Here is a 24552-nt window from a genome sequence, read left to right as displayed (position 1 = left end):
GGTGGGACGACGAAATCGAATTCTAACGAATTACCGATTTCTGTCCCACTCTCTTTTTATTGTCTTAATTGAGAAAATACTTCTCCAATTTTTCCTTCGATAACTAGGTCTGCTTGCTTGTCTTGTGGGATACTGGTTTTATTGATGACAACCAGCTTCTTCCCTCGGAAATACTGAATCAAACTGGCTGCTGGGTAGACCACAAGAGAGGTACCACCAATAATCAGCAAATCAGCCTCTTGGATGGCTTGGGCAGCTTGACTAAAGACGTCCATATCGAGAGGTTCCTCATAAAGAGTTACATCAGGCTTGACCACCTTGCCACAGTCCAGACAGTGTGGAACCGGGCCTTCCAAAGCTAAAAAAGCTTCCAAATCATAAAAACGCTGGCAACCCGTACAGTAATTGCGATCAGCACTACCATGGAGCTTCAAAACGTTTTTAGAACCAGCCATTTCATGGAGACTGTCAATATTTTGCGTCACCACTGCCATGAGCTTACCAGTCTCTTCCAGCCAAGCCAGATACCGATGGGCAGCATTGGGCTTGGCATCAGGGTAGAGCAAGTACTTCTTGTAAAAGTCGAAAAAGTCCTCAGGATAGCGCTCAAACATGGTATGGGAGACCAATTGCTCAGCTGTCAAATGCCGCCCCACCTGAACACTATAGACACCGTCTGAACTTCGAAAATCTGGAATATTTGACTCCGTGGAAACTCCTGCCCCTCCGAAAAACACGATCCGTTGACTCTGATCAATCATCTCCTGTAGTTGAGCAATCTTATCCATCTACTTCTCCTTTAGTAGCTCTTCCATGACAGCATTGGCCTGATCAAAATAAAAGTTAACTTGATCATAATGGATGCCTGTGTAGCTTGCAAGGTCAATCAAATTCTTCATAAAATCCTGAGAAGAGAAACCCGTCGTCCGATGAAGCTCTTCCTCATCAAAGGGCTTGATCAAGTGGGCCAGGGGGTTGCGAACTGATTTTTCTAACTCCCGCAATTGTTGGGCCGCAACTTTGACGCTATCTGGCAAGTCCAACTGCACAATCAACTCCGTCAAACTGGACGAATTGACCACACTTTCGCTGTGGAATTGCTGCAGGATAGGGTTGGCGGACGCATGAAGGCTCTCAAACTTCCAACGGTCATAACTCGATTCTTTGGAGTTATGAATATAGTTTGTTATGTCAGGAATTTTCAACTGAATCAATCGCATAAAGATCCGATAGATGGCTGGGCTAACGGCACGAACAAAGTCAATAATCTGCTCATTTCGCAACTTCGCCTCTAAGTCATAAAGGTAGTTGGCCAACTGCTCATCTTCTGGATCCTCATGCCAAAAAAGCTGAAAACCAGTCGCTTCTAGCAACTCGGTTCTCAACTTTTGATTCATGACGGGTTGGATATTAAGCTCTCGACGCTCCGCCATTAACTGCAGTAAGCTCACCAACAAATCCGGTACTTCTTCCTGCTGCTTGATAGAGCGCAGAGCCCGGCTGTAGTGATAATTTTGGAGATCGTAGAGCCATTCATCATGAAAGAATTTTGCCATTAGTCTGCAATCAAGGTCTCAAGACCAACTTTCATCATGTCTGTGAAAGTATTTTGACGTTCTTCAGCGGTTGTATCCTCATCTGGATTAACCAAACTGTCTGAAATCGTCATGATAGCAAGGGCATCAACATGGTGTTGAGCAGCAAGATAGTAAAGGGCTGCTGCTTCCATTTCTACAGCTTTGACACCCCACTTACCAAGCTCGATGTTCTTTTCACCATAGTTTGAATAGAAGACATCTGATGACAAGACATTGCCGACGTGAGTCGTCATACCAAGGTCCTTGGCAATATGGTAGGCTTTATCTAGCAAATCAAAACTAGCGATTTGTGGGAAATCGTATTGAGGCCAGTCGTTACGGATGATGTTTGAGTTGGTTGCAGCAGCTTGTGCCAAGACCAATTCACGAACATGCACATCCTCGTTCAAAGAACCAGCCGTTCCCACACGGATCAATTTCTTCACGCCGTAGTCGATAATCAACTCACGCGCATAGATGGAGATCGATGGCATCCCCATTCCAGTCCCCATAACAGAAACACGATGACCTTTATAAGTACCCGTGTAACCAAACATGTTACGGACTTCGTTGAAGCAAACAGCGTCTTCAAGGAAATTCTCAGCGATAAATTTCGCACGAAGAGGATCCCCAGGAAGAAGAATTTTATCAGCAATTTCACCATGCTTAGCAGCAATATGGATAGACATAATTAAGATATAAAGGGCGACAGAGAACAAAGTAAAAATAGGAAACTGACGACGCATCGCAGATGCTAGACAGTTTATCTTTTTTACACAGTTCTCCGCCCGTATTCAGTTCAGCGAATACGGTAAACCCATCCTTTCTTTTTTTATTGAGTAATTAGGAGAGCTTTCCGCTCGTGTTCAAATTAGAACACATGCTCTTCCTTTCATTTTTATATTTAATTTGTTAATGAATCCAAAAACGCATAGAGTTTGGCATTCATTTCTCGATAATCGTAAACACGAATGGCTTCAGGTTTTTGAACAAAGGTCAGGTTTTGACTTTGTTCTTCCAAAACATCTTCACCGTCAGCAGCAATCAAGAGATCAACTGCTTCTGGATCAAATTCCAAGTGGGCTTGGAAGGCATAGTGTTTCGGACTAAAGCGAATAATCTGACGTGGACACCCTTGACTAGTAGCAAGAACAACAGCATCTTTTGTCAATCCTGGCATATCACCATGCCAGTGGCCAGTTTCAAGAGTTTTTCCAAACTCACCGACATGTGGATCTGTGAGTCCTTCAGGCGTCAAGGTCACTGGATAAACCCCAATCTCACGTTCCGGACTGTGCTCATACTTCGCTCCATAGGCAACAGACAGGAGCTGGGCACCCAGACAGACCCCAACAATATAACGATCTGCCTTCATGGCCTTTTGAATCAGTTCAATCTCTGCCTGAGGATCGTAGTATGGAAAAGCTTCTCGATCTTCATCTGGCGATTGAGGTCCTCCCATGACGATCAAAAAGTCAATCTCATCCACTGACTCTGGTAAGGTTTCATTCTCATAGACTTTAGTCGTGGTCACTTGATGGCCACGCTCCTGTGCCCATATTAGATAAGCGCCCGGCACTTCAAAGGTTTCATGCAGTACAAAATGTACCTTCATCATTTCTTCTCCCATCTCTTTCGAATCACGTATGACAGACCAGCCGCAAGTACCAGCGGGATTGTCAAACTCCAAGTTTGGCCTGTAAATCCAAGGCTCAGGGCAATGGCTGTCAGAGGAGCTTCTAGGGTCGTCCCTAAAAAGACTGTCGCTCCTAGTAACATCCCTAGAGCAGGATCCAGATGAATCCCAAGGACTGTCAAAAGCAAGGTCACTAGGTAGCCAGAACCAATCCCAAGGGCAAATGATGGTGTCAAGGTACCCCCATAAGCACCATTGCGCAAGAGGAGGTAAACCATAAGCCCCTTCACTGCAAGAGTCAGTGGAAGATAAGGAATCGGCTGACTAGACAAGAGGGCTTGCGCTAGTACCTGGCCATTTCCCATAAAGATAGGGAAAAAGGCTACTAGGCTCCCCAGCACTAGAAAGGCTAGAGGAAGAGCCCAAAGAATCGTCCCGTCCTTCCGCCGTTTGTGACTAGCCCGCTTGGCGAGGAAAGCAAAGACCAGAGCCAAGGGAGTAACCAATAAAGCAATCAGAAACGCCTGCAAGAAACTGCTAGCTGACCAATGGACTAGCGACATATGATAAATAGAACCGTGCCCAACGATGGGCTGAGCGACCCAGGTGGCCAGATAAGTACTGGTCAAAACCAGCAGAAGGTTCTGCCAACTGTAGGCAAGTCCTAAGGTTTCAAAGACGAACAAGCTACTGGCAAAGGGGACCTGATAGACCGCAGCCAAACCAGCTCCGGCCCCACAGGCGATCAAGACTTTTCGCTCTTTGAGAGCAAGTGAGAACCCCTTCGCCAAACGACCAGCTAGAAGAGCCCCGACCTCTCGTGGGGCTCCTTCTTTTCCGACCGATGCGCCTGCTCCAACAATTGCCACCTGCATCCCTGCATGAAGGAGGTGGGGGAAGGGCGCTGGTTCCCTGTCTCCAGCTAAGTCAATTTGCTGACGAATAGACAGGATCTGATAACGCCTTTGCAGGACATACCAGAAGCCAGCTGCCAAGCACCCAGTCACACATAAGACCAAAAATCTACGGAGACCTCCAGCTTCTTGAAATTGTTGGAGCAAATCCGAACTAGCTTGGCCAAAGGCCAGCCCTTGCACCCCTTCTAGCAGATAATGGCAGGCAATCCCGACCAGACCTGTTCCTATTCCCAAGGATAAAGTAGCTAGAAGTAACCTCAGTCCGTAGGGCAGATTTTGGAGTCGTACTTTCATTGGATTAGAGTTCAGCAAGAATCGCTTTCAGCAATCCTTTGAAGTCTCCTTTGACGCGCTCTGTCACTTCCACTACTTCTTCGTGGTTGAGCTCTTCTTGGAAACCAGCCGCAAAGTTGGTAATACATGAAATACCAAGAACCTTCAAGCCAGAATGCGCTGCAATGATGACTTCAGGAACAGTTGACATTCCGACAGCATCTGCACCAAGAGTCTTAAACGCACGGATTTCAGCTGGAGTTTCGTAGGTAGGACCAGTCACACCGATATAAACCCCATCATCCAATTTGATACCCAATTTGTCAGCTACTTTATGGGCGATTTCACGGTATTCAGGTGTATAAGCTTTCGACATATCTGGGAAACGTGGACCAAAGTCATCCAAGTTTTCACCGATCAATGGGTTTTGACCAGTCATGTTGATGTGGTCTGTGATGGCCATCAAAGTACCAGGACCAAATCCGATACCACCGGCAGCGTTGGTAACAAGAACCCCTTCACATCCCAAAACTTTCATGACACGAACTGGGAAAGTCACTACTTCTAGTGGGTTTCCTTCGTAGAAGTGGAAACGTCCTTGAAGGGCCAAAACCTTGCGTCCAGCAAGATCACCATAAACCAATTTACCCGCATGGCCGACAACCGTTGAACGACCCCAGTTTGGAATTTCAGAGTAGTCTACTACGACTGGATTTTCGATTTCTTCAGCCAGTTCTCCAAGACCTGATCCAAGGATCAAGCCAAACTCAGGTGCTTCCATTCCTTTGCCTTTCAAAAAAGCAGCTGTTTCATTGATTTTTGCTAATAATGTCATTGCATATCTCCTTTATGATTTCCTTAAAAATTGGCCAATTTTGTCAAATGTATTGGCATTGCGAATGGTCAACAGACGGTAATCCGGCATCTTGAGGACTTGTTTGTGGTAAGCGGTCTTTGTATAGGTCTCTTCTGAGTATTTGCCCCAGTAGATCCCAAGTCTTCCACGATGGATGATTTCATCACCGAGCGAAAAAGAGGAGACCAACTCCCAGACAGCATCCTGATTGAGGCCTTCTGTGTAAAAGAGAACATCCTTGCGGGCCAGATTCTCCTGCCACCAGGCTGGTAGAGCAGCGAGATCTCGCGCATAGTCCTCAGCTGAAAAGAGAGAAAAAGACTGGATAAAGGGATAGTGATCACGAAAGAAATGTCCCAGCAAATCTACCAATTCTTCTTTAGAACCTGCTGATTCAAAGAAGATATTGCCACTATTGATGTAGGTCTCTACCCCATCCAGCCCGATCGTTTGAAGCTCCTCTCGAAGTTCTGCCATCACGACCTTGTTTTTCCCGCCAACATTGATCCCTCTTACGAGGAGAGCGAAGCGTGTCATCTTAGTTCAATTTGTCTAAGAAGCTTTCACCGATCATGGCTTTTTCAACACCAAAGTTCTCTGCAATCGTTGCAGAAATATCAGAGAAATGTCCAACTGGAATCACACCATTGCCCTTGAAGGATGGGCTATAAGCCAAGAATGGGATGTATTCACGAGTATGGTCTGTACCAGCGTAGGTTGGGTCATTCCCGTGGTCTGCTGTGATCATCAAGAGATCATCTTCACGCATAGCTGCAATGATTTCTGGCAAGCGTTCGTCAAATTCATGCAAGCAATCGCGGTAGCCGTGAGCATTGCGACGGTGGCCGTAAAGAGCATCAAAGTCTACCAAGTTGGTAAATGAGAACCCTTCTTGGAACTCAGGAAGCCCCATGGTCTTAATTAAGGTATCCATACCGTGGCTATTTGATTTGTTGTGGCCCATATCGTGGTTGATACCAGCTCCGTTGAAGATGTCGTTGATCTTACCAACTGCATAAGTATCGATCTCCGCTTCGTTCAACTTGTCCAAAACAGTTGGCGCAAATGGTGAAACAGCCAAGTCACGACGGTTGGCTGTCCGTGTGAAGTTGCCAGGTTCCCCAACATAAGGGCGGGCAATGATACGTCCTAGAAGAGCTGGACGTTCCAAAGTGATGGAACGAGCGTATTCACAGATACGGTAGAGTTCATCCAAAGGAATGATGTCTTCGTGAGCCGCGATTTGAAGGACAGGGTCTGCTGACGTATAAATGATCAACTCACCAGTTTCCATTTGACGTGGTCCAAAGTCATCGATCACCGCTGTACCAGAATAAGGCTTGTTAGCTTCACGAATGACCTTACGTCCTGAGAATTCTTCAATCTTTGTAATAATTTCTTCTGGGAATCCATTCCAGAAGGTATCAAACGGTTCTGTAATGTTGAGCCCCATGATTTCCCAGTGACCAGTCATGGTGTCTTTCCCAAGAGAGACTTCTTGCAATTTTGTCGCATACCCAGTTGGGTTGCTTTCAGCTGGCACCGTCTTCAATGGTACTTCACGAGGAATATTTCCAAGACCGATTTTGGCCATGTTTGGTACATTCAAGCCAACGGTTTTAGAGATGTGGCCCAAAGTATCAGATGCTCCATCTGGAACACCTGCATTGACAAAGTTATTGGCATCTGGTGCAGCACCGATCCCAACTGAATCCAGCACAACTAAGTGCATGCGTTTAAATTTTGACATATACTGCCTCTTTCCTTTATTAAACTAGCTATATTATACCATATCCCTATAAGAAGAGAGCCGTTGATAGATCCGAGGCTGGGACAAAAGTCCTAGCCTCTCAATTATTTTTGGATTGTCGAGCAAGACGCAGTGGTTGAGTGGGCTCTACTACGCTGATTTCATCAGCTTTTACAGCCCTACTCAACTGTGCGGAGGTGGGACAACGAAATCGAATTCTAACGAATTACCGATTTCTGTCCCACTCTCTATTTTTCAATGATGACAGGGCCATCTGGTGTCCCTACAATCACTTTTGAAATCATGTTCAAGAATAAACCATGCTCTACGACGCCGACGGTGTGATCCAGTTCATTGGCTAGAGCTTCTGCATCCTCGATCACCTTGAGATCCAAGTCAAGGATGAAGTTGCCTTGGTCGGTGACAAACCGTTGATCATCCGCGAGACGGAAAGCAGGATGGTAACCCTTTTGCTCAAAGTGACGGAAAAGATTTTCAGCCCCGTATTGCACTACTTCCACTGGAAGTTTGAAAGCCCCAAGAGTTGCAACTTGTTTGGATTCATCCACGATCCAAATGCAATCTTTTGAATTGGTTGCGACGATCTTTTCCATGAGGAGAGCCCCACCGCCCCCTTTGATCCCGTTCAATTGAGGATCCACTTCATCTGCGCCATCCACTGTCACATCGACCACTTCGACATCGTCGATAGCCTTGAGCGGGATACCTAAACTTTCAGCCTGATCATAGGTCACACTCGAAGTTGTGACAGCTGTGATCTGCAAGCCTTCTTCCTTGATGCGACGACCCAATTCAGCCACAAAATAATAAGCAGTTGACCCTGTACCGAGACCGACAATCATGCCGTCTTTGACAAACTCAGCCGCTTTAATTCCTACCTGTTCTTTTAGGTTTACCATCATAGACCTCCTTTTATATTCTATTACAGTATAGCATATTCTGTAATAGATTTCACTAATTATTTGAAAACCTTTCCATCTTTTAGTTCTAAAAGCAAAACCTTGCCCGTCTGCTGACTTTACGATAGAATAGAGATGAATCTACAGGAAAAGAGAAATGACATGATTACTAAAGAATTTGATACCATTGCTGCCATCTCGACTCCTCTTGGTGAGGGGGCGATCGGGATCGTCCGCTTGAGCGGAACCGACAGCTTTGCCATTGCACAAAAGATCTTCAAAGGTAAAGATCTAAGCAAGGTGGCGAGTCACACGCTCAACTACGGTCATATCGTGGATCCAGATAAGGACGAGATTCTCGACGAAGTCATGGTTGGAGCCATGCGCTCGCCGAAGACCTTCACCCGTGAGGACATCATCGAGATCAATACCCACGGCGGGATTGCCGTAACCAATGAAATACTACAATTGGTCATCCGCGAAGGAGCTCGATTAGCTGAACCTGGTGAGTTTACCAAGCGGGCCTTTCTGAACGGTCGGGTCGATTTAACCCAGGCTGAGGCCGTCATGGATATTATTCGCGCCAAGACCGACAAGGCTATGAACATTGCAGTCAAACAGTTGGACGGCTCTCTGTCTGACCTCATCAACAACACGCGCCAAGAGATCCTCAATACCCTGGCCCAGGTCGAAGTCAATATCGACTATCCTGAGTACGATGATGTCGAAGAAGCAACGACTGAGATCATCCGTGAAAAGACCAGTGAATTTGAAGCCCTCTTGACCAACCTCCTCAAGACTGCCCGTCGCGGTAAGATCTTGCGTGAAGGGATCTCTACTGCTATCATCGGTCGTCCAAACGTCGGCAAGTCGAGCCTCCTCAATAACCTTCTTCGCGAAGAAAAAGCCATTGTGACCGATATCGAAGGAACCACCCGTGACGTTATCGAGGAATACGTCAACATCAACGGCGTTCCCCTCAAACTAGTCGATACGGCCGGGATCCGTGAGACCGAAGATATCGTTGAACAAATCGGAGTCGAACGTTCGAAAAAAGCCCTCAAGGAAGCTGATCTGGTCCTCCTAGTCCTCAATGCTAGCGAGCCCTTGACTGATCAAGACCGCCAACTCCTTGAAATCTCTCAAGATAGTAACCGCATCATCCTCCTCAATAAGGTCGATCTCCCAGAGAAGATCGAAATCGATCAACTGCCGGAAGATCATATCAAGATTTCCGTTCTGAAAAACCAAAACATCGATCAAATTGAAGACCGGATCAATGCCCTCTTCTTCGAAAATGCTGGGCTGGTTGAGCAAGATGCGACGTATCTTTCTAATGCTCGTCACATCTCCCTCATCGAGAAAGCTGTTGAAAGCCTGCAAGCGGTCAACGAAGGCTTGGCCCTCGGTATGCCGGTAGACCTGCTTCAAGTCGACCTCACCCGCACCTGGGAAATTCTCGGAGAAATCACAGGGGATGCTGCTCCAGATGAGCTCATCACCCAACTCTTCAGCCAGTTCTGTCTTGGAAAATAACAAAAAATGCGTATGTGTGCAAACATACGCATTTTTTTGTTTTATTTTACTTGTTCTAATCGCTCGACGGTCTGATACGCTTGGTAGATCAGGAAGAGCCCAGTAGCATTCAAGACTGGAATCGCAATCGGCAACTCGGTCACGATTTGTGAGAAAGGTGAATTGCCAACAAAATGAAGTCCAAACCCAGCTACTAAATATCCCCAGCCTGCTAGAGCTAGATCCTTGCGTCCTCTGCTTGCTTGGACAATCAAGAAGAGCCCTAGCATAACAAGACCTGTGTAGACCCAGTGAGACATGGGTGCATTGGCCACACGACCAAGAATCCCTGACACCGTGTAAGAGAAACCTTCCGGCATATCCTGACGGATATAGGCAAAGTCCTCCACGATCTGGAAACCAAGACCAGAGGCAATCGCCAAGAGGAAGATCGACTTGATGCGACGGACGCTGAACAAATAGAGGACAAAGAAGATAGGGATCAACTTAAAGGGTTCCTCAAAGAGGGGCGCAGCGATGGCACTCTCGTACTGGTTCCAAAAGTCGCTATTTGGAGCGATCGCTTGAATCATATCATGGAAATAAGTATTGGCAAAGCTAGACAACCAACCGGCAACAAAGCCCCCACCTAATACAGAAAATAGAACCGGTACCCAAGACAACTTCCACTTCTTGGCAAAATGAAAGAGAGCCCAAACAGCAGGAAGTGCATAGACCAAAAGGATCAAGGTCGAAAGTCCCACAATCCCGTACTGGCTACCAGACATCCAACCTTCCGTCAGTGACTGGGTCTCATAGGCTAGGCCGATCGCTAGCAAGAGTAAATAGAGAAACAAAATCGATTTGCGTTTCATAAAAGACCTTTCTAAAGTGAAATGAAAAAGGCTGGAAGCCCAGTCTTTTCCGAGTACTATCATTGTAACAGGATCAGCTTAAAAAAACAATAAATGTGGATTCGTGAGAAGAATGTAAAACGTAGATGGCGACAAATGGTTGACTAAATTTAGTTACTTAATCACCAACGCTCCATTTTCCTCCGTTGCCAAGAGCTTCTCGTCTTTATCATATATTTTAAGTTTTATACTGCTCGGTTTGTTTTGAGTTGCATTGTATTGCTTTACTATCTCTTCTTTTAAATCAAAAAGCGTCTTACAATAATCTTTTGGATTTATATTTGCTAAAGATAGCATATTTTCTGATACAGAGAAGACAAGGATCAGATACTCTTCATTATAATACACTTTCGCCATCTCAATTTCGCCATTGATTTGATTTTGAAGCATATAAGCAAATACTACATTAGGTTTTTCATTTCCAACCAATGAGGTAGGGGCTTGATTCATCCCTTTGACCACTGATTCTTTACTTTCCTTTGTAGAATCTTTTACATTCTGTTCAGTAGACTGCTCTTTTTTGTCTTCATTCTTCACTTCTTTTTGCGCGCACGACGACAGAAATAGCGAGAGAATGGTCATTGTTGCAAACATAGTTTTTTTCATAGATTTTCTCCTTTTGTTTTTACAAGTAGAAAACGATCTGTAATTGACCAAAATTGCATAAGCTTCCTGTAAAAGATATTCCAAACCTTTAATTTTATAACCTAATAGGTCATTAGATCTTTAATAGTTTAAAAAATTATTATCTAATATTATTCTACCATAATCTCTCTTACTTCAGTACTGCAAGAATCTGACGAATCATGTCTGGATCCCCGTCTGGCAATGTCACCGTTTCAGCATGGTCCAAGATCCCTTGGGTAAATTGCGTCATAAACTCTTCACTATTGAGTTCATCAGCAGACTGTTGCCAGTGGCTCGGTACAGGGTAGATCGTGACTGTTCCATCACCGTTGGATGCATAAGTGATATTTCCTTCAGCTGAATAAGAACCAAACAGATGACGCACATCTTTTGGATAATCAACGCCCAAGCCACCATTATAAATCTTGGTTCCAGCTGCACTATTTGAAATATTTAACTTGGAAGGAACGTTCTTAATCACATAAGCCCAGACACGCGCAGCTTCGACCTGAGCATCGGTGTAGCCTGGATAATCATTCTGATCAGCCTTCTTCGAAGACTTGACCTCGCTATCCGATCGAGTATTCCACTTCTTAGCCTTACTCGTTTTAGACGTACTACTGCTATCATCTGTATCAGCTTGCTCCCGATCTTTCGGCTGCTCTTTCTTGCGATAGTAGAAATTGTCATCATCGCCATAAGCTGGTGACTGACCAGCCCAGATCCGATCCTTAGACTTATCCGAAACATCGTCTTTGCCCGCTTTCTGACCTTTTGGAAGGAGCAAAAGACCGTAGCCTCCAACACCCGACTTGGCACTAACCGTCATCTCAGCGATCTGGTCCTTCTGCTTAAAGCTCGATGCATCAAGCTCAACATCCTCGCTGACCAAGCCCTTATCATCAAAGACCAGTTCATTGCCACGACCATCGATCCAAGTCCCCTTGATACTCGAGTAGTCCTTAGCCTTGATGGCTTTCAAATCCATACCAGACTGTTTCTTTTCCGAAGTGCTGGTCTGCTTAGTATCCGAACTCTTAGGCGTCACCGTTCTCTGAGGACGACCACACGAAGCCAAGACCAAAGCAGAAAGCACAATTACCAAACCTTTTTTCATATCAATCTCCCTTCACATACCTACTATTTTAGAAAAATAAGAAAGGAGAGTCAAAGAAAAAGCGGAGGGGGAGAATCAATTAATGACCTAAAAGTCTGTAAAATTATGATTTGAATTTCTCAAGAAAAAGAAGCTCAATGTAACAAGCTTCTATACAATCATTTTTATTTTACTTGTTTTGGGATCATTCGAAACAACACAGCTCTAAAACTAGGAAACATTGATTCTATCAACTCCACACATTCCACATAGACAGTTTCACTTATGTTGTTTAATATGCTTCGAAACTATATCTTATACAAATTATTTAATCTTTCTAACTCTAATACATTCATACATACTTCTACTCCAGTACCTACCCCCTTACTATGAATAATTCCACAAGAAAACACAATCCTATCCTTACTCAAAATATTTGACAATACTACAAATGATTCCAAAACATAATTCTCTATAGTAATAAAACAATTATTTTCATCTTTAAAAAACTTTATAAATCCAATATCCTTACACCTATCACCCAAATGAAACCTAAGTGATTTTAAAAAATAATCAAAAAACACATCTCTCTCCATAGAAAACCCCTTCATTTTTAAAATATTCTGTTATATCATAAAAAAATAAGTTTTAGGACCATTCGAAACAACACGGCTCTAAAACGTCAACACTCTGTCATAAGTGAACTACTCCCCAAAAGTTAGACAGAAAAAATCTAACTTTTGGGGTGCAGTTCAACTGTCAGTTTTATCTTTTCTATCTCTGTCCCCTGCCGAAATATAAAATATGCTTAGAAAGCCTATTCTAATAGGCTTTTAGAAAATTTTGGTCTACTTTTTAGCTATCTTATTTTTTGACTGACCTTCGCTTTAATATTTTTTATCCCTCATAAATTGATTAATTTTATTCTTCTTAGTTGTTCTTTACTCCGGCAATTCCACCTTCAGGCTCATAACCGTCGGTTTTAATACTTTCTGAACAGCTGCGAGAAAGGCCAAACCGTTATCAGATGGGGAATATTGGAAAGTAATATGGATAACTTTTTTATCAAACTTATCGCCATATCTCTCCACATATTGCTTGCTTTCGAGGAAGTGAATGTAATTGTTAATTTTTTCCTGCAGAATTTCCAGATGGACTGCTTCTATCTCTTCCTGCCAGCCGACTGAATCCACCAGAAGAAGCTCTAAATGATTATCAACTATACCAATAGCGTCAAGTTCGCTAGGTTCTAGTTCTGAAACAATAGCTTTTTTTACAAGAGCTTTAAACTCTTCAACATCAAACAACTCACGTTGATCTTCTATATTTGGTAGCATAGTTTCAGGATGATTACGTATATAGTTTCTATCAATATCATCTTGCTTACTTAAGGGCCAGTGCCCTGTTTCGGCATAAATCATCACCTCATATGCGTCCCTAGAAGATTGAAATGCTTTATCCATTAGCTCCTTAGTAATGGGGTAGCATACTTCTGGGCCCATAGCTCCTCCAACTTCTTTAAAGAAGCTAATTTCGTAATAACCATCTGTTTCATATACAACAAATCCATCGCCTCTATGTACAATCGTATTGGAATGATTATAATCATCTAACTCATCTGCCTTTGGCCAACGATGATGTTCACAATAAAACATTACTTCTAAAGCATCTTTTTCTGATTTTGAAACACGTTCTGCTAATTTTTGGCTAATGGGAAAGTTAAGCACTTCTTTCCCTCTACTCCACAGGATCTGATAATCATTCTTGTTTTTTAATATCGTACAATTTTTGTATTGTTGAATTTCTGTTGTCATACTATTTCTTTTTGTCTATTTCAATGGTGATACATAATCATCTGGAAGTTTACCCATTGATTCTATCCATTGTTGTTCCGCTTTGGGAATAAGTATTTCAAGTTCTTTGTTACTAAAAAGCAACTGATTTTTACGGTTAGAAATCAGCACAATTGGCTTTTTTCTAGCTCTATCTTTTCTAATTTCGTTCTTTTCTTCTTCTGACGGTGGCCAAGAATCGTGTTTAATCTTCCAAGATACTTCGCTTAGCGTTCTTTCCCCACTATCTAATAAAACAAACAGCTCATTTGGTAATTCATAGACAACTAACCAAGAAACTACGGTTCCTTCTTCTAAAACCAAATAATACTTGTCCTCATCTCTCCATATATGCTGACCGTATCCTTTTACCTCTTCAAACTTGGTAACATCTTCCCATTCTAGTTTTGTTGGTTTCATTTGTATTCTCCTAGTGCAAGTTATTCTCTCAACCAGAATATCATAAAATCAGGCTTCTTTTTTTCTTCCTCAATAGGCGATGCCATCTTTTACCCATTTTCTAGTTTCTAACTCCAAATTAAAATAGAAATCTCTTCGACCAGATTTATCAAAACAATCCTCTTTAAGAGCCTCGCATACAATTCCCAGTTTCTTCTTACTTATCTCAGAAATATATAGCATAGTAAATCCTGCAGGAGATTCAATTTGGTCGATTTTCTCACCTTCTAAATTATAAACCTCTAGTTCTGATGGAACGTCAAAATCGCTGGATGAGCGAAATATACTGAAGATTCGCTGATATTTAGGGCTAAAGCGAAGATAATGTAAATGATGAAAACTAATCTGATGCTTCCCATTATGATTCCAATCTAGGGTTCCTTCTAGTATATTTTGTTGCCCTAACAATTTTCCTTCTAAACTAAAGTAGAAAATGATTTTGCTTACAAAGTTTTCTCCACTATAGACGATAACAATGTTCTCATCTTTATTATATTCCGCATGAATGATATCTGGTTGTTCTATCTTTATTACACAACCATCCCACTCCCATATGACCATCCGTTCACCGTAATCGATTTTCATAATCCTTCTCCTACTCTAACTCAGATAAATTCGAGATGCATTGTTTGCTCAGTCATCATGGACTGCACTTCCTCGACAAGTTTATCAATCTCGTTCTGTGTGATACGAATGTGGTTGAATGATGCCTCACAATTCTGTATACTTGACCTATATACAGTAAAACTTCCATCAATCAACAATTCTCCCTTTTGCTTTTAAAACATTACCATTTTCATAATCAAAAGTGATGATAGACCTTGGACTAGAAATTTTCATTTTCCTTCCTTTTCTTATATCCCTTTTAGACTAAACTTGCAGAGCACTCATAATCTTCTTAATTTGGTATTCCAACATGATAGAATTACCTTAAAAGACAATGTTACGTTTTCCACTATTATACCATACAAGAACTTTCCCCAAGAACCATCCTTGCATAAACCAACAAAAAAACACTGAAGATTCAGTGTTCTTTTCTATTTATGTCCCCTGCCGGAATCGAACCAGCAACTACTCCTTAGGAGGGAGTTGTTATATCCATTGAACTAAGGGGACCTATAAAAAAAGAAGCGAGATCACTCCCGCCTCCTTGTTCGTCTTAACGACGGATTTCTTTAATACGAGCTGCTTTACCTTGCAATGCACGAAGGTAGTACAATTTCGCACGACGTACTTTACCGTAACGTACAACTTCAATCTTTTCTACACGAGGAGTGTGTACTGGGAATGTACGTTCAACACCGACACCGTTAGAGATTTTACGAACAGTGTACATTTCAGTGTGTCCTTGACCTTTACGAGCGATAACAACGCCTTCAAAGATCTGGATACGTTCACGAGATCCTTCGACAACTTTCGCGTGTACACGAACAGTGTCACCAGGACGGAATGCAGGGATATCAGTACGAAGTTGACCTTCAGTCAAGCTTTGGATTAATGGATTCATTTTATTCTCCTATCTTCGTCAATCTTGAGGGACCTCCCTCAGCGGATAAACTGTATTTTTGTGCTTCCATTACGCACAGAAACTATCATATCAGATAATTTCAGGTTTGTAAAGCTCTTTTCTCTACTTTTTCGCAACTTTTTGACCAGAATAAATGCTCCACTCTTTTGGTAAGCAATAGGCGATGGCGCAAGCAATGACGAAGAATGGCAGGTTGGCATAGCCAAAGACTTCTCCTCCGATTAAGATCGGTGCGAGCAAGGTCGTCGTCGCACTGCCAAAGACACTGGCATATCCGATAGCGGCCACGACTAAGACTGGTAGACCTAACATCGGAGCAAGAAAGACTCCAAGTGTAGCTCCGATCGCAAAGAGCGGTGTCACTTCTCCTCCTTGGTATCCAGCAGAGATCGTCACTACGGTAAAGAGGAGCTTCAAGATCCAGTCATAACTCTGCGCACTGCCCTGATGAAAAGCTACATCAATCAGATTGGTTCCAAGTCCACTATAAGTGCCGACCTTGGTCAGCTGGAGGGTCAAGAGGACCAAGCTGAGTCCGGCCCCTATAAGGGCAATCCGGATATAAGGATTGGGCAAGACTTGAGCGACCGTTTTCTTCAACCAGGAAAGGCTAATTGCAAAGAGTTTCCCAGCAAGGCCAAAAGCCAGGCCAAGAATGGCAACTTTGATCAAGGTCTCTGGTGTCCAGCTCAGCGTTTCTCTTAGTGGCACAGCAAATTTCTCTAAACCAAGGGCATGAGAGGTGAAGCTAGCCACGATTGAGGCAATGAGCGCTGGATAGAGAGCCATCAACTGCAACTCCCCAACTGTCAAGACTTCAAGGGCAAAAAAGGTTGCTGCCAGTGGCGTCTGAAAGAGCCCCGCAAAACCAGCGGCCATCCCGGTCATGAGAAAAATACGCGAAGCATCCGGGATCTTGATATGACGGGCAAAACGGTGCGAAAGGGTCGCTCCGATCTGGACTGCTACACCTTCCCGACCGACCGAACCACCAAAGAGATGGCTCATCCAGGTCGTCAGCATGATCAAAGGCACCAAGACCAAGGGGATTTTCTCCTCACGCGCGTGTCCGACATCAAAGATGAGGCCCATCCCTTTTGAAGCCTTGCCACCAAAACGTTTATAGAGATAAACGATGACAAGCCCCGCTAAGGCCAGAAAAAGAATCAAGGGCCAATGCTGGCTTCGGAAATCCCCGATCAGGAGCAATCCTTGACCAAAAATCATGTCAATAGCACCGACCAAGAGACCAATGAAAAGCGCCATCCCTGTTAGGACCACATACTGTTGTGCTTTTTGCTTGATCGATAGACTAGTCACGCGCCCTCACCTCCTCTTGGAAGTTTCTCGAGCGCTTCATCATATCTTGAAACTGGGCTTGAATGGTCGCCCGATACTGCTCATCCGCCACAAGAGAGCCGACTTTCTCAAGCACCTCTCTTTCCCTTCCTTGATCGAGCACAGGTAAGCCCTGCTGCTCCTTATATTCTACAATCTGACCGACACAGACCATCCGTCTTTCCAGCAAGGCTACAATCTCTTGATCGATCTGGTCAATGTCCTTACGAATCTGATCTAAATCCATGTGTCTCCTCTTTATTTTGGATATAAATCGAGGCTGTAATCCATCGATCCAGCCTCTTTGTCATTAATTTGCTTTTGCTACAAGTTCTTCCGCAAAGGCTTCTAATTTTTCAATGTCTTCGTCTTCTGCAGACAAATCAACTTTGACACACTCAGAACCTTTTTCAGCACCAGTCGCAGCGAAGCAACGGTCGAAATCATCAACTGCTTTACAGAATTCATCGTAGAAGGTATCACCTGATCCTACCACACCGTAAAGTTTGCCTTTGAGATCAAGGCCAGCCAAATCTTCGTAGAAATCTTGGATCTCATCTGGAAGCTCTCCATCGCCGTATGTATAGGTCGCTACCACTGCGATATCCGCATCAAGGAAGTCCTCCGCATCCACAGTTGTACACTCATCCACATCTACTTCGACACCAAGATCACGGAATTTGTCCGCTACGATATCAGCAATTTCTTCAGTATTTCCAGTCATACTAGCAAAAACAATCTTCGCTACAGTCATAATTTCCTCCCAAAAGCTATTTCCCGTATTATACCACTTTTTCAAGCATTTTGCACGAAACCTTTCCCGATAAGGTGAAAGAAGGGGCTTGTTTCAGGAAATTAGATCGATTGAAGCTAATCACCCTCGTTTTCTTCTTGAATTGCTTTAATAGTTTTAATTTCTTCATCCAGCTTTTTATCAAAATCAGACTTATTTTTGAAGGGATACGAATAGGTGCGCCAAGTATACCATTTTAGCCCTTCCTTATCTTTATAATACCACTCAATTTTAGTAGGCAGAAACTCTTTGTTGTAGGAAATTCGAACCTTAGAAAATTGACGATTTTTCTTCAAATAAATCGTTTCAAATTCCGGAGGATATTCCTCTTTCATTAATTTATCATCCACAAATCTTTTCGGTGAACTAGTAATTTGATAGCTGGATTTCTTAATTTCATCAGTAGTAATTTTCTTACATAATAGAACCGATGATAATTCGTTATTTACTGCAGATTTGTAATACTGATTACGATCCCAGTCCGTTTTATAACCACCATAAACTGTATCATCTTTCACTGCGGTCTCATCATTATAGTAATATTCCTTTTTCTCAAGGTCCAACCCAACCTCAAAATGGTCTTCGGTAGAATCTCCCATTTTGATCATAACAAATTGCTTTTTCTTTAAAACATTCAATGCCGGTTGATTGTTACTACAACTACTTAGGAATACTGCAATAAGCATTACGATCAACACTACCACAATTGTTTTTGGAAATTCTAACCATCGTTTTCTTTTAGTTAATTGTTTCATTTCTTTCATCATATTCATCCATTCTACCAAAATAATGAACTTCTGTAAAACCGCTTCCACAGCTCCTAATTAGTGATAAATGCTTGCTGGATGGGCCTTTCTTATGTTAAAATTGACAGAGAAAATGAGGTAATGTATGAACGTAATGAATGAAATTCTTGAAAAAATTCAAGCTTATAACACGATTATTATCCACCGTCATCAGAATCCGGATCCGGATGCGATTGGTAGCCAAGTGGGCTTGCGGGATCTCCTGCGTGCGCACTTCCCTCAAAAGCGGGTCTTGGCAACTGGCTATGACGAGCCGACCTTGACTTGGCTTGCTGAAATGGATGAAGTCAAGGATGAGGACTATGCTGAAGCTTTGGTGATTGTCTGTGACACGGCTAATACTCCCCGCATCGATGACAAGCGCTATACGAATGGTAATTTCCTGATCAAGATCGACCACCACCCAAATGACGATGCTTATGGCGATCTGCTCTGGGTCGATACTGAGTCTAGCTCTACCAGTGAGTTGATTGCACTTTTTGCTAAGGAATTGGATCTTGAACTTCCTGTAAGTGCTGCGCGTCTTCTCTATGCTGGGATTGTCGGAGATACAGGTCGCTTCCTTTATCCTGCCACTTCGACTCGGACTTTTGAGATCGCTGCAACTCTTCGAAGCATTCCCTTTGATTTTACAGCCCTTGCTCGTCAGATGGATACGATCAATCTCAAAACAGCTAAGCTTCAAGGCTATGTCTATGACCATCTTGAGATCGATGAACATGGTGCTGCGCGTGTGACCTTGACACAAGAGCTCTTGAAGAAATTCGATCTACGGGATTCAGAGACTGCTGCAATTGTCGGTGCCCCTGGACGCATCGATACCGTATCTGTTTGGGCCATCTTTGTCGAGCAGGCCGACGGTCACTTCCGTGTCCGGATGCGTAGCAAACGAAAAGTGATCAACGAAATTGCCAAACGCCATAATGGTGGTGGCCATCCACTAGCTAGCGGAGCTAACTCTTACTCCCTCGAAGAAAACGACCAAATCTACAAAGAGCTACAAGAAGTGGCACGCACAAACGAAGGCTGAGAACAATTTCTCTGCCTTTTTATCTTGGTCATGGGGTTTTCATTTGCGGTAGCGATTCTTAGCTCTTTCTTGCCATGGGCAAACCTTAATGCTGGAAATTTTGGTTCATACAGCTGGAATGGCCTTCGCGGAGATGGATGGTTTGTTATTATCTTCGCAGTCGTTGCGATTGTCCTTGCTTGCTTGAACGATGTAAAATCTTCACTACCAAAAGGTTTTGCAATTGGTGTTATCGTAGCAGGAGCTCTCTCAACTATCGTAACATTGATCGATCTATTTGGTGTGAACAAGTACGCTGTTAACTTCAATGGTTATGGCGTTTCAATCGGCTTTGGTTTGATCCTTGCTTTAATCGCATCAATCGCTATTGTTGTAACTGCTCTCTTGGCGATGTCAGGTGGTAAAATCACTAAAGGAACATTCGAAGAACTTGCTGAATCTGGTAAAGGATTTGCCCAATCTGTTGGACGCGTGACAACTTCTACTGTAAAAACTGCTGTAAATGAAATCAAAAAAGAATCACACGAACACACTGAGGGACAAGCTGATCAACCAGTGGAAGCACCAAACGATCCAAATCAAACTGAACAATAATATGATCATCATCACCTTGGTCCTGCCAGGGTGATTTTTTTGATCATGAATTTAAATAAAATTAGTGAAAATACTTGTCAAGATCCTGGAAATTTGGTAAACTAGCTTAGTAACAATCTATGGCTCGGAAAGAGACCATGGCAGAAAGGAAATATTGCAAAATGAAAAAAGATATCCATCCAGAATATCGCCCTGTTGTCTTCATGGACACTACTACTGGTTACAAGTTCCTCAGCGGTTCAACTAAGTACTCTAGCGAAACAGTTGAATTCGAAGGTGAAACTTACCCATTGATCCGTGTTGAAATTTCATCAGACTCACACCCATTCTACACTGGACGTCAAAAGTTCACTCAAGCAGATGGACGTGTGGATCGTTTCAACAAAAAATACGGTCTCAAATAAGAACCAACACAAAACCACTTCCCTTTCGGAAGTGGTTTTTTTGATCTCCGTTTCTTTTATTGTGAACGCACAAAATAAGAGGTTAGGATGTTGATCCTAACCTCTGTTTTTATCTTAATGGAACTGCATTCCACCATCCACGATAATGGTTTGACCCGTGATGTAGTTTGAGTCAGGTCCAGCAAGGAAGCTGACAGCCGCTGCTACATCTTCTGGTTCAGAAAGACGTTTCAAAGTGATATCTTTAGCGAATGTTTGCATACCCCATTCGTCGTCTTTGCCCGCGTTCTTCCCAACTTCATGAGCAATGTCAAACATCATTGGAGTCTTAACAATACCTGGTGCATACGCATTGACAGTGATTCCTGAATCCGCCAAGTCACGCGCCAAAGTCTGTGTGATACCACGAACTGCAAATTTAGTACCACCATAAACAGTCAAGTTAGGGTTACCTACAACACCTGCTTGTGAAGTTGCATTGATGATTTTTCCGCCATGGCCAAGCGCTTTGAATTGAGCTTGTGCAGCTTGAGCACCCCAAATCACGCCACCAACGTTAATAGCAAATGTACGTGTAAATTGTTCTTCTGTAATTGTATCAAGTGGTGTAGTTGGCGCAACACCTGCATTGTTCACGACAACATTCAAATCTCCAAAATGGTCAACAACTTTTTGGAAAGCTGCAGCTACTTCTGCTTGTTTGGATACATCAGCAACGACCGCAAAAGCATTTTCTGCTGACAACTCAGCAACTGCTTTTTCAGCTGTTTCAGCATTGTAGTCCAATACTCCGACCTTGAAGCCATCTTGCACCAAGCGTTTTGCGATTGCAAAACCAATTCCTTGACCAGCACCTGTGACAATAGCTACTTTAGACATATGATTCCTCCTTGGTATCAACGATACCAGCAAACGTTCCTATCAGAACAGCAAGGGTTGACAACTAGTTTTGATGGGGTCTTTTATAAATATCCGACAAAACTATGCTAACAGTATACTCTTTTGTGAAAAATATTTCAATCTCTAGCCTATTTTTTCAAAAAAATAGTTTATTTATATGATATTTTTATTTAGTGATAAATGAACTGGAACGTGAAATAGAATATGGCTTTTAACCAAAATAGATAACTGTCCTATTCTGAAAGCTACATAAAAAGCCTTCTTTCGAAGACTTCTCTTAAACTATTCGTTTGATTGATCCCTTTAGTCATCAGACTCCGCAAATACTTGAGTGGCTTTGACTGCTTTCTTCCACCCCTTGTACAGCTCTTCCTTTCGGGATTCATTCATCTTGGGTTCAAAGATTTGGGCTGCTCCATGAAGAGATTTTAATTCTTCCAAGTCCTTCCAATAGCCTACGGTCAGACCTGCTAGGAAGGCTGCTCCTAAAGCCGTTGTTTCCAAGTTTTTCGCGCGAGCAATCGAAATTCCAAGAATATCTGCCTGAAACTGCATTAAATAATCATTTTTCGCTGCTCCTCCGTCTACTTTTAGAACAGGGATAGGAGTTTTGGCATCTACCTGCATGGTGTCGATGATATCGCGTACTTGATAGGCAATGGATTGAAGGGTTGCCTTGATAAAGTCTTCCTTGGTCGTTCCCCGGGTAAGTCCAAAGACAGAACCACGCGCCTCTTGATTCCAGTATGGTGCTCCAAGACCCGTAAAGGCAGGGACCACATAGATTTCATCCTGGTTCTGGGACTTCAAAGCATAGACCTCAGATTCAGGAGAACTGTCAATCATACGCAAGCCATCGCGGAGCCATTGAATGGCACTTCCAGCGATAAAGATAGATCCTTCAAGGGCATAGTAGACCTTGCCATTAATCCCATATCCAATCGTCGTCAGCAAGTTATTCTCTGATAACTGCATCTCCTCACCCGTATTCATAATGATGAAGGACCCAGTTCCATAAGTATTTTTGACCATACCAGGTTCAAAGGCCAATTGACCAAAGAGAGCAGCTTGCTGGTCTCCTGCCATCCCTGCAATCGGTACTTGTCCACCGTAGAAATGGAAAGGAGCTGTCTTGCCATAAATTTCAGAGTTTGAACGCACTTCAGGAAGCATTACCTTAGGAATGTTGAGGATTTCCAAAATTTCTTCGTCCCATTTCAGTTCCTTGATATTGTAGAGCATAGTACGGGCTGCATTGGAATAGTCTGTCACGTGGGCAGCTCCATCCGTCAGCTTCCAGACCAACCAAGTATCAATGGTTCCAAAAAGTAATTCGCCCTTCTCCGCACGCTCTTGCGCCCCATCAACATGGTCCAAAATCCAACGAACTTTAGTCGCTGAAAAGTAGGCATCGATAACTAGACCTGTCTTTTGATGGAAGGTTTCTACATAGCCTTGGTTTTTAAGTTCCTCAGCCATTGGGGCAGTTTGACGAGATTGCCAGACAATGGCATTGTAAATAGGAAGCCCCGTGTTCTTATCCCAAACAACTGTCGTTTCCCGTTGATTGGTAATGCCGATCGCCTCGATTTGATTGGGCTTGATGCCACTTTCGATAAAGACCTCAGCAATCACCGACTGAACCGAGTTCCAAATCTCATTGGCATTGTGCTCCACCCAACCAGCCTGCGGAAAAATCTGAGTGAATTCCTTTTGACTAGAGCTAACTTGCTCGCCTTTTTTATTAAAAATGATAGCCCGCGAACTAGTGGTTCCCTGGTCAATCGCCATAATGAAAGTTTCTTGAGACATAAACTGCCCTCCTGAATTCGATACTTAAAAATCTTGTTCTTTCACAAACTAGTATACTCTATTTCATCATGGATTTGTATCCATTTTTTTAAGAAAATCCGGTCTAACATTTTCTACTGCTTCTAGCTCTATCAGACAAAGTTAAAAGAGCACTGAGACTCTTTTAACTAGTAGTTCAAATGCTTATCAAGATTTGCTTTGATCTAACCGATTTAAAAACTCCATGGTCGGACTGTCTTGATAAAGTTCTTTGAGAGGAATCTTCTGATAGACAGCTATTTCGTCCGCAGTCACACCGTAACGAATTAATAGATCATAAATACGATTTAAATCATGACGTAATTCATCTGTTATGAGGACATTATCACTTGTTTCTTTTGTTTTCCAAGAATAAGATGGCAGAACTTCTTTGGTTTCTATTAAGATAGTTTGTAATAAGGTACCCCCATGACTATTCTTCTGAGAGATATCGGTCCCAAGTTCCAACATTTTCTCAAAAACCTTGAAAGACCGGTCAGCCTTTTCCTTAGACGAATACATCTCATATTGGCCATTCCAGCGTTTGATCATGCGCCTACAGTCAAATACAGCTCGTCCACCCGCTGTTTGGAGGACTGGTTGACAAAATGGATTCAGCTCTGTCGGCTCTTCAATAAAGTTAAGATCTGCTCCTCTATCAATGAGTAAGTCTGCAATATCTAAATGTCCCGATTTGATAGCGACTTGAAGGAGCGACTGTCCCTGATCTCTTTTAGGTTTGTCACCCGAAACAGCATTGACTTCTTCAGGCTTTTTATCCAATATCTGACAGACTCCCTCTAGATCTCCTCTTCGCAACAACTGAAAGGTTTTTTGCATTGTCTTTTCTCCTCTCACATTTTAGATAAGAAGTACACTGTGTTGATACTTTTATCCTATCTCTAGGTTCTTCGTTAAACTGATTATAGCATTTTATGGACTCTACATTTAAGTCCT

The 24552-nt window shown here is 43.0% G+C and carries 28 protein-coding genes and 1 tRNA gene; 4 read left to right on the top strand and 25 right to left on the bottom strand.

From position 1 onward, the window contains the following. Window positions 1–56: 56 nt before the first annotated feature. The 9 genes from NMM13_RS05820 to rpiA form a co-directional block, all read right to left on the bottom strand. Entirely contained in the window at window positions 57–788 is a 732-nt protein-coding gene (locus tag NMM13_RS05820; RefSeq protein WP_254727639.1) for an NAD-dependent protein deacylase, read from the bottom strand. Continuing rightward, window positions 789–1556: a hypothetical protein gene (locus NMM13_RS05815; RefSeq protein ID WP_254727642.1), complete on the bottom strand. Its 768-nt coding sequence runs from the start codon at window positions 1554–1556 to the stop codon at window positions 789–791. It lies immediately after the preceding gene. Continuing rightward, window positions 1556–2266, bottom strand: a complete 711-nt coding sequence (deoD, locus tag NMM13_RS05810; RefSeq protein WP_254727645.1) for a purine-nucleoside phosphorylase — start codon at window positions 2264–2266, stop codon at window positions 1556–1558. The genes NMM13_RS05815 and deoD overlap by 1 nt, the downstream gene beginning before the upstream one ends. A 215-nt stretch (window positions 2267–2481) precedes the next feature. Then, window positions 2482–3195, bottom strand: coding sequence for a type 1 glutamine amidotransferase (locus tag NMM13_RS05805; protein ID WP_254727648.1), 714 nt, complete (start codon window positions 3193–3195; stop codon window positions 2482–2484). Further along, window positions 3192–4424 carry a chloride channel protein gene (locus NMM13_RS05800; RefSeq protein ID WP_254727651.1) on the bottom strand — a complete coding sequence of 411 codons (1233 nt, stop codon included), beginning with the start codon at window positions 4422–4424 and terminating at the stop codon, window positions 3192–3194. Before NMM13_RS05800 ends, NMM13_RS05805 begins: the two co-directional genes overlap by 4 nt. 4 nt (window positions 4425–4428) lie before the next feature. After that, window positions 4429–5238: a purine-nucleoside phosphorylase gene (locus tag NMM13_RS05795; protein ID WP_254727653.1), complete on the bottom strand. Its 810-nt coding sequence runs from the start codon at window positions 5236–5238 to the stop codon at window positions 4429–4431. A gap of 12 nt (window positions 5239–5250) precedes the next feature. Next, window positions 5251–5796, bottom strand: coding sequence for a DUF1697 domain-containing protein (locus tag NMM13_RS05790; RefSeq protein ID WP_049491156.1), 546 nt, complete (start codon window positions 5794–5796; stop codon window positions 5251–5253). A gap of 1 nt (window position 5797) precedes the next feature. After that, window positions 5798–7009, bottom strand: a complete 1212-nt coding sequence (locus NMM13_RS05785) for a phosphopentomutase (RefSeq protein WP_254727656.1) — start codon at window positions 7007–7009, stop codon at window positions 5798–5800. Window positions 7010–7257: 248 nt separating this feature from the next. Continuing rightward, a complete protein-coding gene (rpiA, locus tag NMM13_RS05780) occupies window positions 7258–7929 on the bottom strand; it encodes a ribose-5-phosphate isomerase RpiA (protein WP_247913680.1) in 672 nt (223 codons plus the stop codon). Between the two features lie 162 nt (window positions 7930–8091). Between rpiA and mnmE the strand changes: the two genes are divergently transcribed. After that, the gene (gene mnmE / locus NMM13_RS05775) at window positions 8092–9465 is read left to right on the top strand and encodes a tRNA uridine-5-carboxymethylaminomethyl(34) synthesis GTPase MnmE (RefSeq protein ID WP_037607860.1); all 1374 of its coding nucleotides are present in this window, start codon (window positions 8092–8094) and stop codon (window positions 9463–9465) included. Between the two features lie 41 nt (window positions 9466–9506). Here the strand turns inward: mnmE and NMM13_RS05770 are convergent, their stop codons facing one another. From NMM13_RS05770 to NMM13_RS05710, 13 genes are all read right to left on the bottom strand, one after another. After that, entirely contained in the window at window positions 9507–10319 is an 813-nt protein-coding gene (locus NMM13_RS05770) for a PrsW family glutamic-type intramembrane protease (protein ID WP_254727659.1), read from the bottom strand. Between the two features lie 153 nt (window positions 10320–10472). After that, the gene (locus tag NMM13_RS05765) at window positions 10473–10964 is read right to left on the bottom strand and encodes a hypothetical protein (RefSeq protein ID WP_049513773.1); all 492 of its coding nucleotides are present in this window, start codon (window positions 10962–10964) and stop codon (window positions 10473–10475) included. 169 nt (window positions 10965–11133) lie between these two features. After that, the gene (locus tag NMM13_RS05760; protein WP_254727661.1) at window positions 11134–12102 is read right to left on the bottom strand and encodes a DUF6287 domain-containing protein; all 969 of its coding nucleotides are present in this window, start codon (window positions 12100–12102) and stop codon (window positions 11134–11136) included. A 287-nt stretch (window positions 12103–12389) separates the two neighbouring features. Beyond that, entirely contained in the window at window positions 12390–12677 is a 288-nt protein-coding gene (locus tag NMM13_RS05755) for a hypothetical protein (protein ID WP_254727664.1), read from the bottom strand. Window positions 12678–13022: 345 nt separating this feature from the next. Continuing rightward, window positions 13023–13736 carry a DUF6572 domain-containing protein gene (locus NMM13_RS05750; RefSeq protein ID WP_254728044.1) on the bottom strand — a complete coding sequence of 238 codons (714 nt, stop codon included), beginning with the start codon at window positions 13734–13736 and terminating at the stop codon, window positions 13023–13025. 174 nt (window positions 13737–13910) lie between these two features. After that, entirely contained in the window at window positions 13911–14333 is a 423-nt protein-coding gene (locus NMM13_RS05745) for a hypothetical protein (RefSeq protein WP_254727667.1), read from the bottom strand. A gap of 69 nt (window positions 14334–14402) precedes the next feature. Continuing rightward, window positions 14403–14957, bottom strand: coding sequence for a hypothetical protein (locus NMM13_RS05740; protein ID WP_031575747.1), 555 nt, complete (start codon window positions 14955–14957; stop codon window positions 14403–14405). A gap of 459 nt (window positions 14958–15416) precedes the next feature. After that, a tRNA-Arg gene (locus tag NMM13_RS05735) sits at window positions 15417–15488 on the bottom strand. Window positions 15489–15531: 43 nt separating this feature from the next. Beyond that, entirely contained in the window at window positions 15532–15879 is a 348-nt protein-coding gene (gene rplS, locus NMM13_RS05730; protein ID WP_003003254.1) for a 50S ribosomal protein L19, read from the bottom strand. Window positions 15880–16002: 123 nt separating this feature from the next. Further along, a complete protein-coding gene (locus NMM13_RS05725; RefSeq protein WP_185755149.1) occupies window positions 16003–17166 on the bottom strand; it encodes a chloride channel protein in 1164 nt (387 codons plus the stop codon). A gap of 46 nt (window positions 17167–17212) precedes the next feature. Next, the gene (locus NMM13_RS05720) at window positions 17213–17485 is read right to left on the bottom strand and encodes a chorismate mutase (RefSeq protein ID WP_049474864.1); all 273 of its coding nucleotides are present in this window, start codon (window positions 17483–17485) and stop codon (window positions 17213–17215) included. A gap of 63 nt (window positions 17486–17548) precedes the next feature. Next, window positions 17549–17992: a flavodoxin gene (locus NMM13_RS05715; RefSeq protein WP_003007049.1), complete on the bottom strand. Its 444-nt coding sequence runs from the start codon at window positions 17990–17992 to the stop codon at window positions 17549–17551. A gap of 116 nt (window positions 17993–18108) precedes the next feature. Next, the gene (locus NMM13_RS05710; protein WP_254736852.1) at window positions 18109–18846 is read right to left on the bottom strand and encodes a hypothetical protein; all 738 of its coding nucleotides are present in this window, start codon (window positions 18844–18846) and stop codon (window positions 18109–18111) included. Window positions 18847–18922: 76 nt separating this feature from the next. Here NMM13_RS05710 and NMM13_RS05705 point away from each other — a divergent pair, with 76 nt between their 5' ends. The 3 genes from NMM13_RS05705 (at window position 18923) to NMM13_RS05695 (ending at window position 20865) form a co-directional block, all read left to right on the top strand. Beyond that, complete coding sequence (locus NMM13_RS05705) at window positions 18923–19867, top strand: bifunctional oligoribonuclease/PAP phosphatase NrnA (RefSeq protein WP_254727672.1); 945 nt, start codon at window positions 18923–18925, stop codon at window positions 19865–19867. 30 nt (window positions 19868–19897) lie between these two features. Then, complete coding sequence (locus NMM13_RS05700) at window positions 19898–20461, top strand: lantibiotic ABC transporter permease (RefSeq protein ID WP_254727674.1); 564 nt, start codon at window positions 19898–19900, stop codon at window positions 20459–20461. Between the two features lie 161 nt (window positions 20462–20622). Continuing rightward, window positions 20623–20865: a type B 50S ribosomal protein L31 gene (locus NMM13_RS05695; RefSeq protein ID WP_003016441.1), complete on the top strand. Its 243-nt coding sequence runs from the start codon at window positions 20623–20625 to the stop codon at window positions 20863–20865. A gap of 114 nt (window positions 20866–20979) precedes the next feature. Here NMM13_RS05695 and NMM13_RS05690 read toward each other — a convergent pair whose 3' ends face one another. The 3 genes from NMM13_RS05690 to NMM13_RS05680 form a co-directional block, all read right to left on the bottom strand. After that, window positions 20980–21744: a (S)-acetoin forming diacetyl reductase gene (locus NMM13_RS05690; protein ID WP_003006860.1), complete on the bottom strand. Its 765-nt coding sequence runs from the start codon at window positions 21742–21744 to the stop codon at window positions 20980–20982. Between the two features lie 324 nt (window positions 21745–22068). Further along, a complete protein-coding gene (glpK, locus tag NMM13_RS05685; protein WP_070660422.1) occupies window positions 22069–23577 on the bottom strand; it encodes a glycerol kinase GlpK in 1509 nt (502 codons plus the stop codon). A 186-nt stretch (window positions 23578–23763) separates the two neighbouring features. Then, window positions 23764–24435, bottom strand: a complete 672-nt coding sequence (locus NMM13_RS05680; protein ID WP_254727676.1) for an ankyrin repeat domain-containing protein — start codon at window positions 24433–24435, stop codon at window positions 23764–23766. Window positions 24436–24552 lie beyond the last annotated feature (117 nt).

It is taken from the genome of Streptococcus sp. CF8_St5-11 (genome assembly GCF_024295625.1).
Lineage (GTDB): Bacteria > Bacillota > Bacilli > Lactobacillales > Streptococcaceae > Streptococcus.
This window is presented reverse-complemented; position numbering and strand designations above follow the sequence as displayed.

Excerpts from the sequence above, each read along its gene's own strand:
- NMM13_RS05760 (WP_254727661.1), bottom strand. The coding sequence starts at position 12,102 with ATGAAAAAAGGTTTGGTAATTGTGCTTTCTGCTTTGGTCTTGGCTTCG.
- rpiA (WP_247913680.1), bottom strand. The coding sequence starts at position 7,929 with ATGGTAAACCTAAAAGAACAGGTAGGAATTAAAGCGGCTGAGTTTGTC.
- NMM13_RS05820 (WP_254727639.1), bottom strand. The coding sequence starts at position 788 with ATGGATAAGATTGCTCAACTACAGGAGATGATTGATCAGAGTCAACGG.
- NMM13_RS05800 (WP_254727651.1), bottom strand. The coding sequence starts at position 4,424 with ATGAAAGTACGACTCCAAAATCTGCCCTACGGACTGAGGTTACTTCTA.
- NMM13_RS05695 (WP_003016441.1), top strand. The coding sequence starts at position 20,623 with ATGAAAAAAGATATCCATCCAGAATATCGCCCTGTTGTCTTCATGGAC.
- NMM13_RS05705 (WP_254727672.1), top strand. The coding sequence starts at position 18,923 with ATGAACGTAATGAATGAAATTCTTGAAAAAATTCAAGCTTATAACACG.
- glpK (WP_070660422.1), bottom strand. The coding sequence starts at position 23,577 with ATGTCTCAAGAAACTTTCATTATGGCGATTGACCAGGGAACCACTAGT.
- NMM13_RS05700 (WP_254727674.1), top strand. The coding sequence starts at position 19,898 with ATGGGGTTTTCATTTGCGGTAGCGATTCTTAGCTCTTTCTTGCCATGG.
- NMM13_RS05740 (WP_031575747.1), bottom strand. The coding sequence starts at position 14,957 with ATGAAAATCGATTACGGTGAACGGATGGTCATATGGGAGTGGGATGGT.
- NMM13_RS05770 (WP_254727659.1), bottom strand. The coding sequence starts at position 10,319 with ATGAAACGCAAATCGATTTTGTTTCTCTATTTACTCTTGCTAGCGATC.
- rplS (WP_003003254.1), bottom strand. The coding sequence starts at position 15,879 with ATGAATCCATTAATCCAAAGCTTGACTGAAGGTCAACTTCGTACTGAT.
- NMM13_RS05785 (WP_254727656.1), bottom strand. The coding sequence starts at position 7,009 with ATGTCAAAATTTAAACGCATGCACTTAGTTGTGCTGGATTCAGTTGGG.
- NMM13_RS05680 (WP_254727676.1), bottom strand. The coding sequence starts at position 24,435 with ATGCAAAAAACCTTTCAGTTGTTGCGAAGAGGAGATCTAGAGGGAGTC.
- NMM13_RS05790 (WP_049491156.1), bottom strand. The coding sequence starts at position 5,796 with ATGACACGCTTCGCTCTCCTCGTAAGAGGGATCAATGTTGGCGGGAAA.
- NMM13_RS05725 (WP_185755149.1), bottom strand. The coding sequence starts at position 17,166 with ATGGCGCTTTTCATTGGTCTCTTGGTCGGTGCTATTGACATGATTTTT.
- NMM13_RS05815 (WP_254727642.1), bottom strand. The coding sequence starts at position 1,556 with ATGGCAAAATTCTTTCATGATGAATGGCTCTACGATCTCCAAAATTAT.
- NMM13_RS05805 (WP_254727648.1), bottom strand. The coding sequence starts at position 3,195 with ATGATGAAGGTACATTTTGTACTGCATGAAACCTTTGAAGTGCCGGGC.
- mnmE (WP_037607860.1), top strand. The coding sequence starts at position 8,092 with ATGATTACTAAAGAATTTGATACCATTGCTGCCATCTCGACTCCTCTT.
- NMM13_RS05745 (WP_254727667.1), bottom strand. The coding sequence starts at position 14,333 with ATGAAACCAACAAAACTAGAATGGGAAGATGTTACCAAGTTTGAAGAG.
- NMM13_RS05795 (WP_254727653.1), bottom strand. The coding sequence starts at position 5,238 with ATGACATTATTAGCAAAAATCAATGAAACAGCTGCTTTTTTGAAAGGC.
- NMM13_RS05715 (WP_003007049.1), bottom strand. The coding sequence starts at position 17,992 with ATGACTGTAGCGAAGATTGTTTTTGCTAGTATGACTGGAAATACTGAA.
- NMM13_RS05750 (WP_254728044.1), bottom strand. The coding sequence starts at position 13,736 with ATGTTTTATTGTGAACATCATCGTTGGCCAAAGGCAGATGAGTTAGAT.
- NMM13_RS05765 (WP_049513773.1), bottom strand. The coding sequence starts at position 10,964 with ATGAAAAAAACTATGTTTGCAACAATGACCATTCTCTCGCTATTTCTG.
- NMM13_RS05690 (WP_003006860.1), bottom strand. The coding sequence starts at position 21,744 with ATGTCTAAAGTAGCTATTGTCACAGGTGCTGGTCAAGGAATTGGTTTT.
- NMM13_RS05755 (WP_254727664.1), bottom strand. The coding sequence starts at position 12,677 with ATGGAGAGAGATGTGTTTTTTGATTATTTTTTAAAATCACTTAGGTTT.
- deoD (WP_254727645.1), bottom strand. The coding sequence starts at position 2,266 with ATGTCTATCCATATTGCTGCTAAGCATGGTGAAATTGCTGATAAAATT.
- NMM13_RS05720 (WP_049474864.1), bottom strand. The coding sequence starts at position 17,485 with ATGGATTTAGATCAGATTCGTAAGGACATTGACCAGATCGATCAAGAG.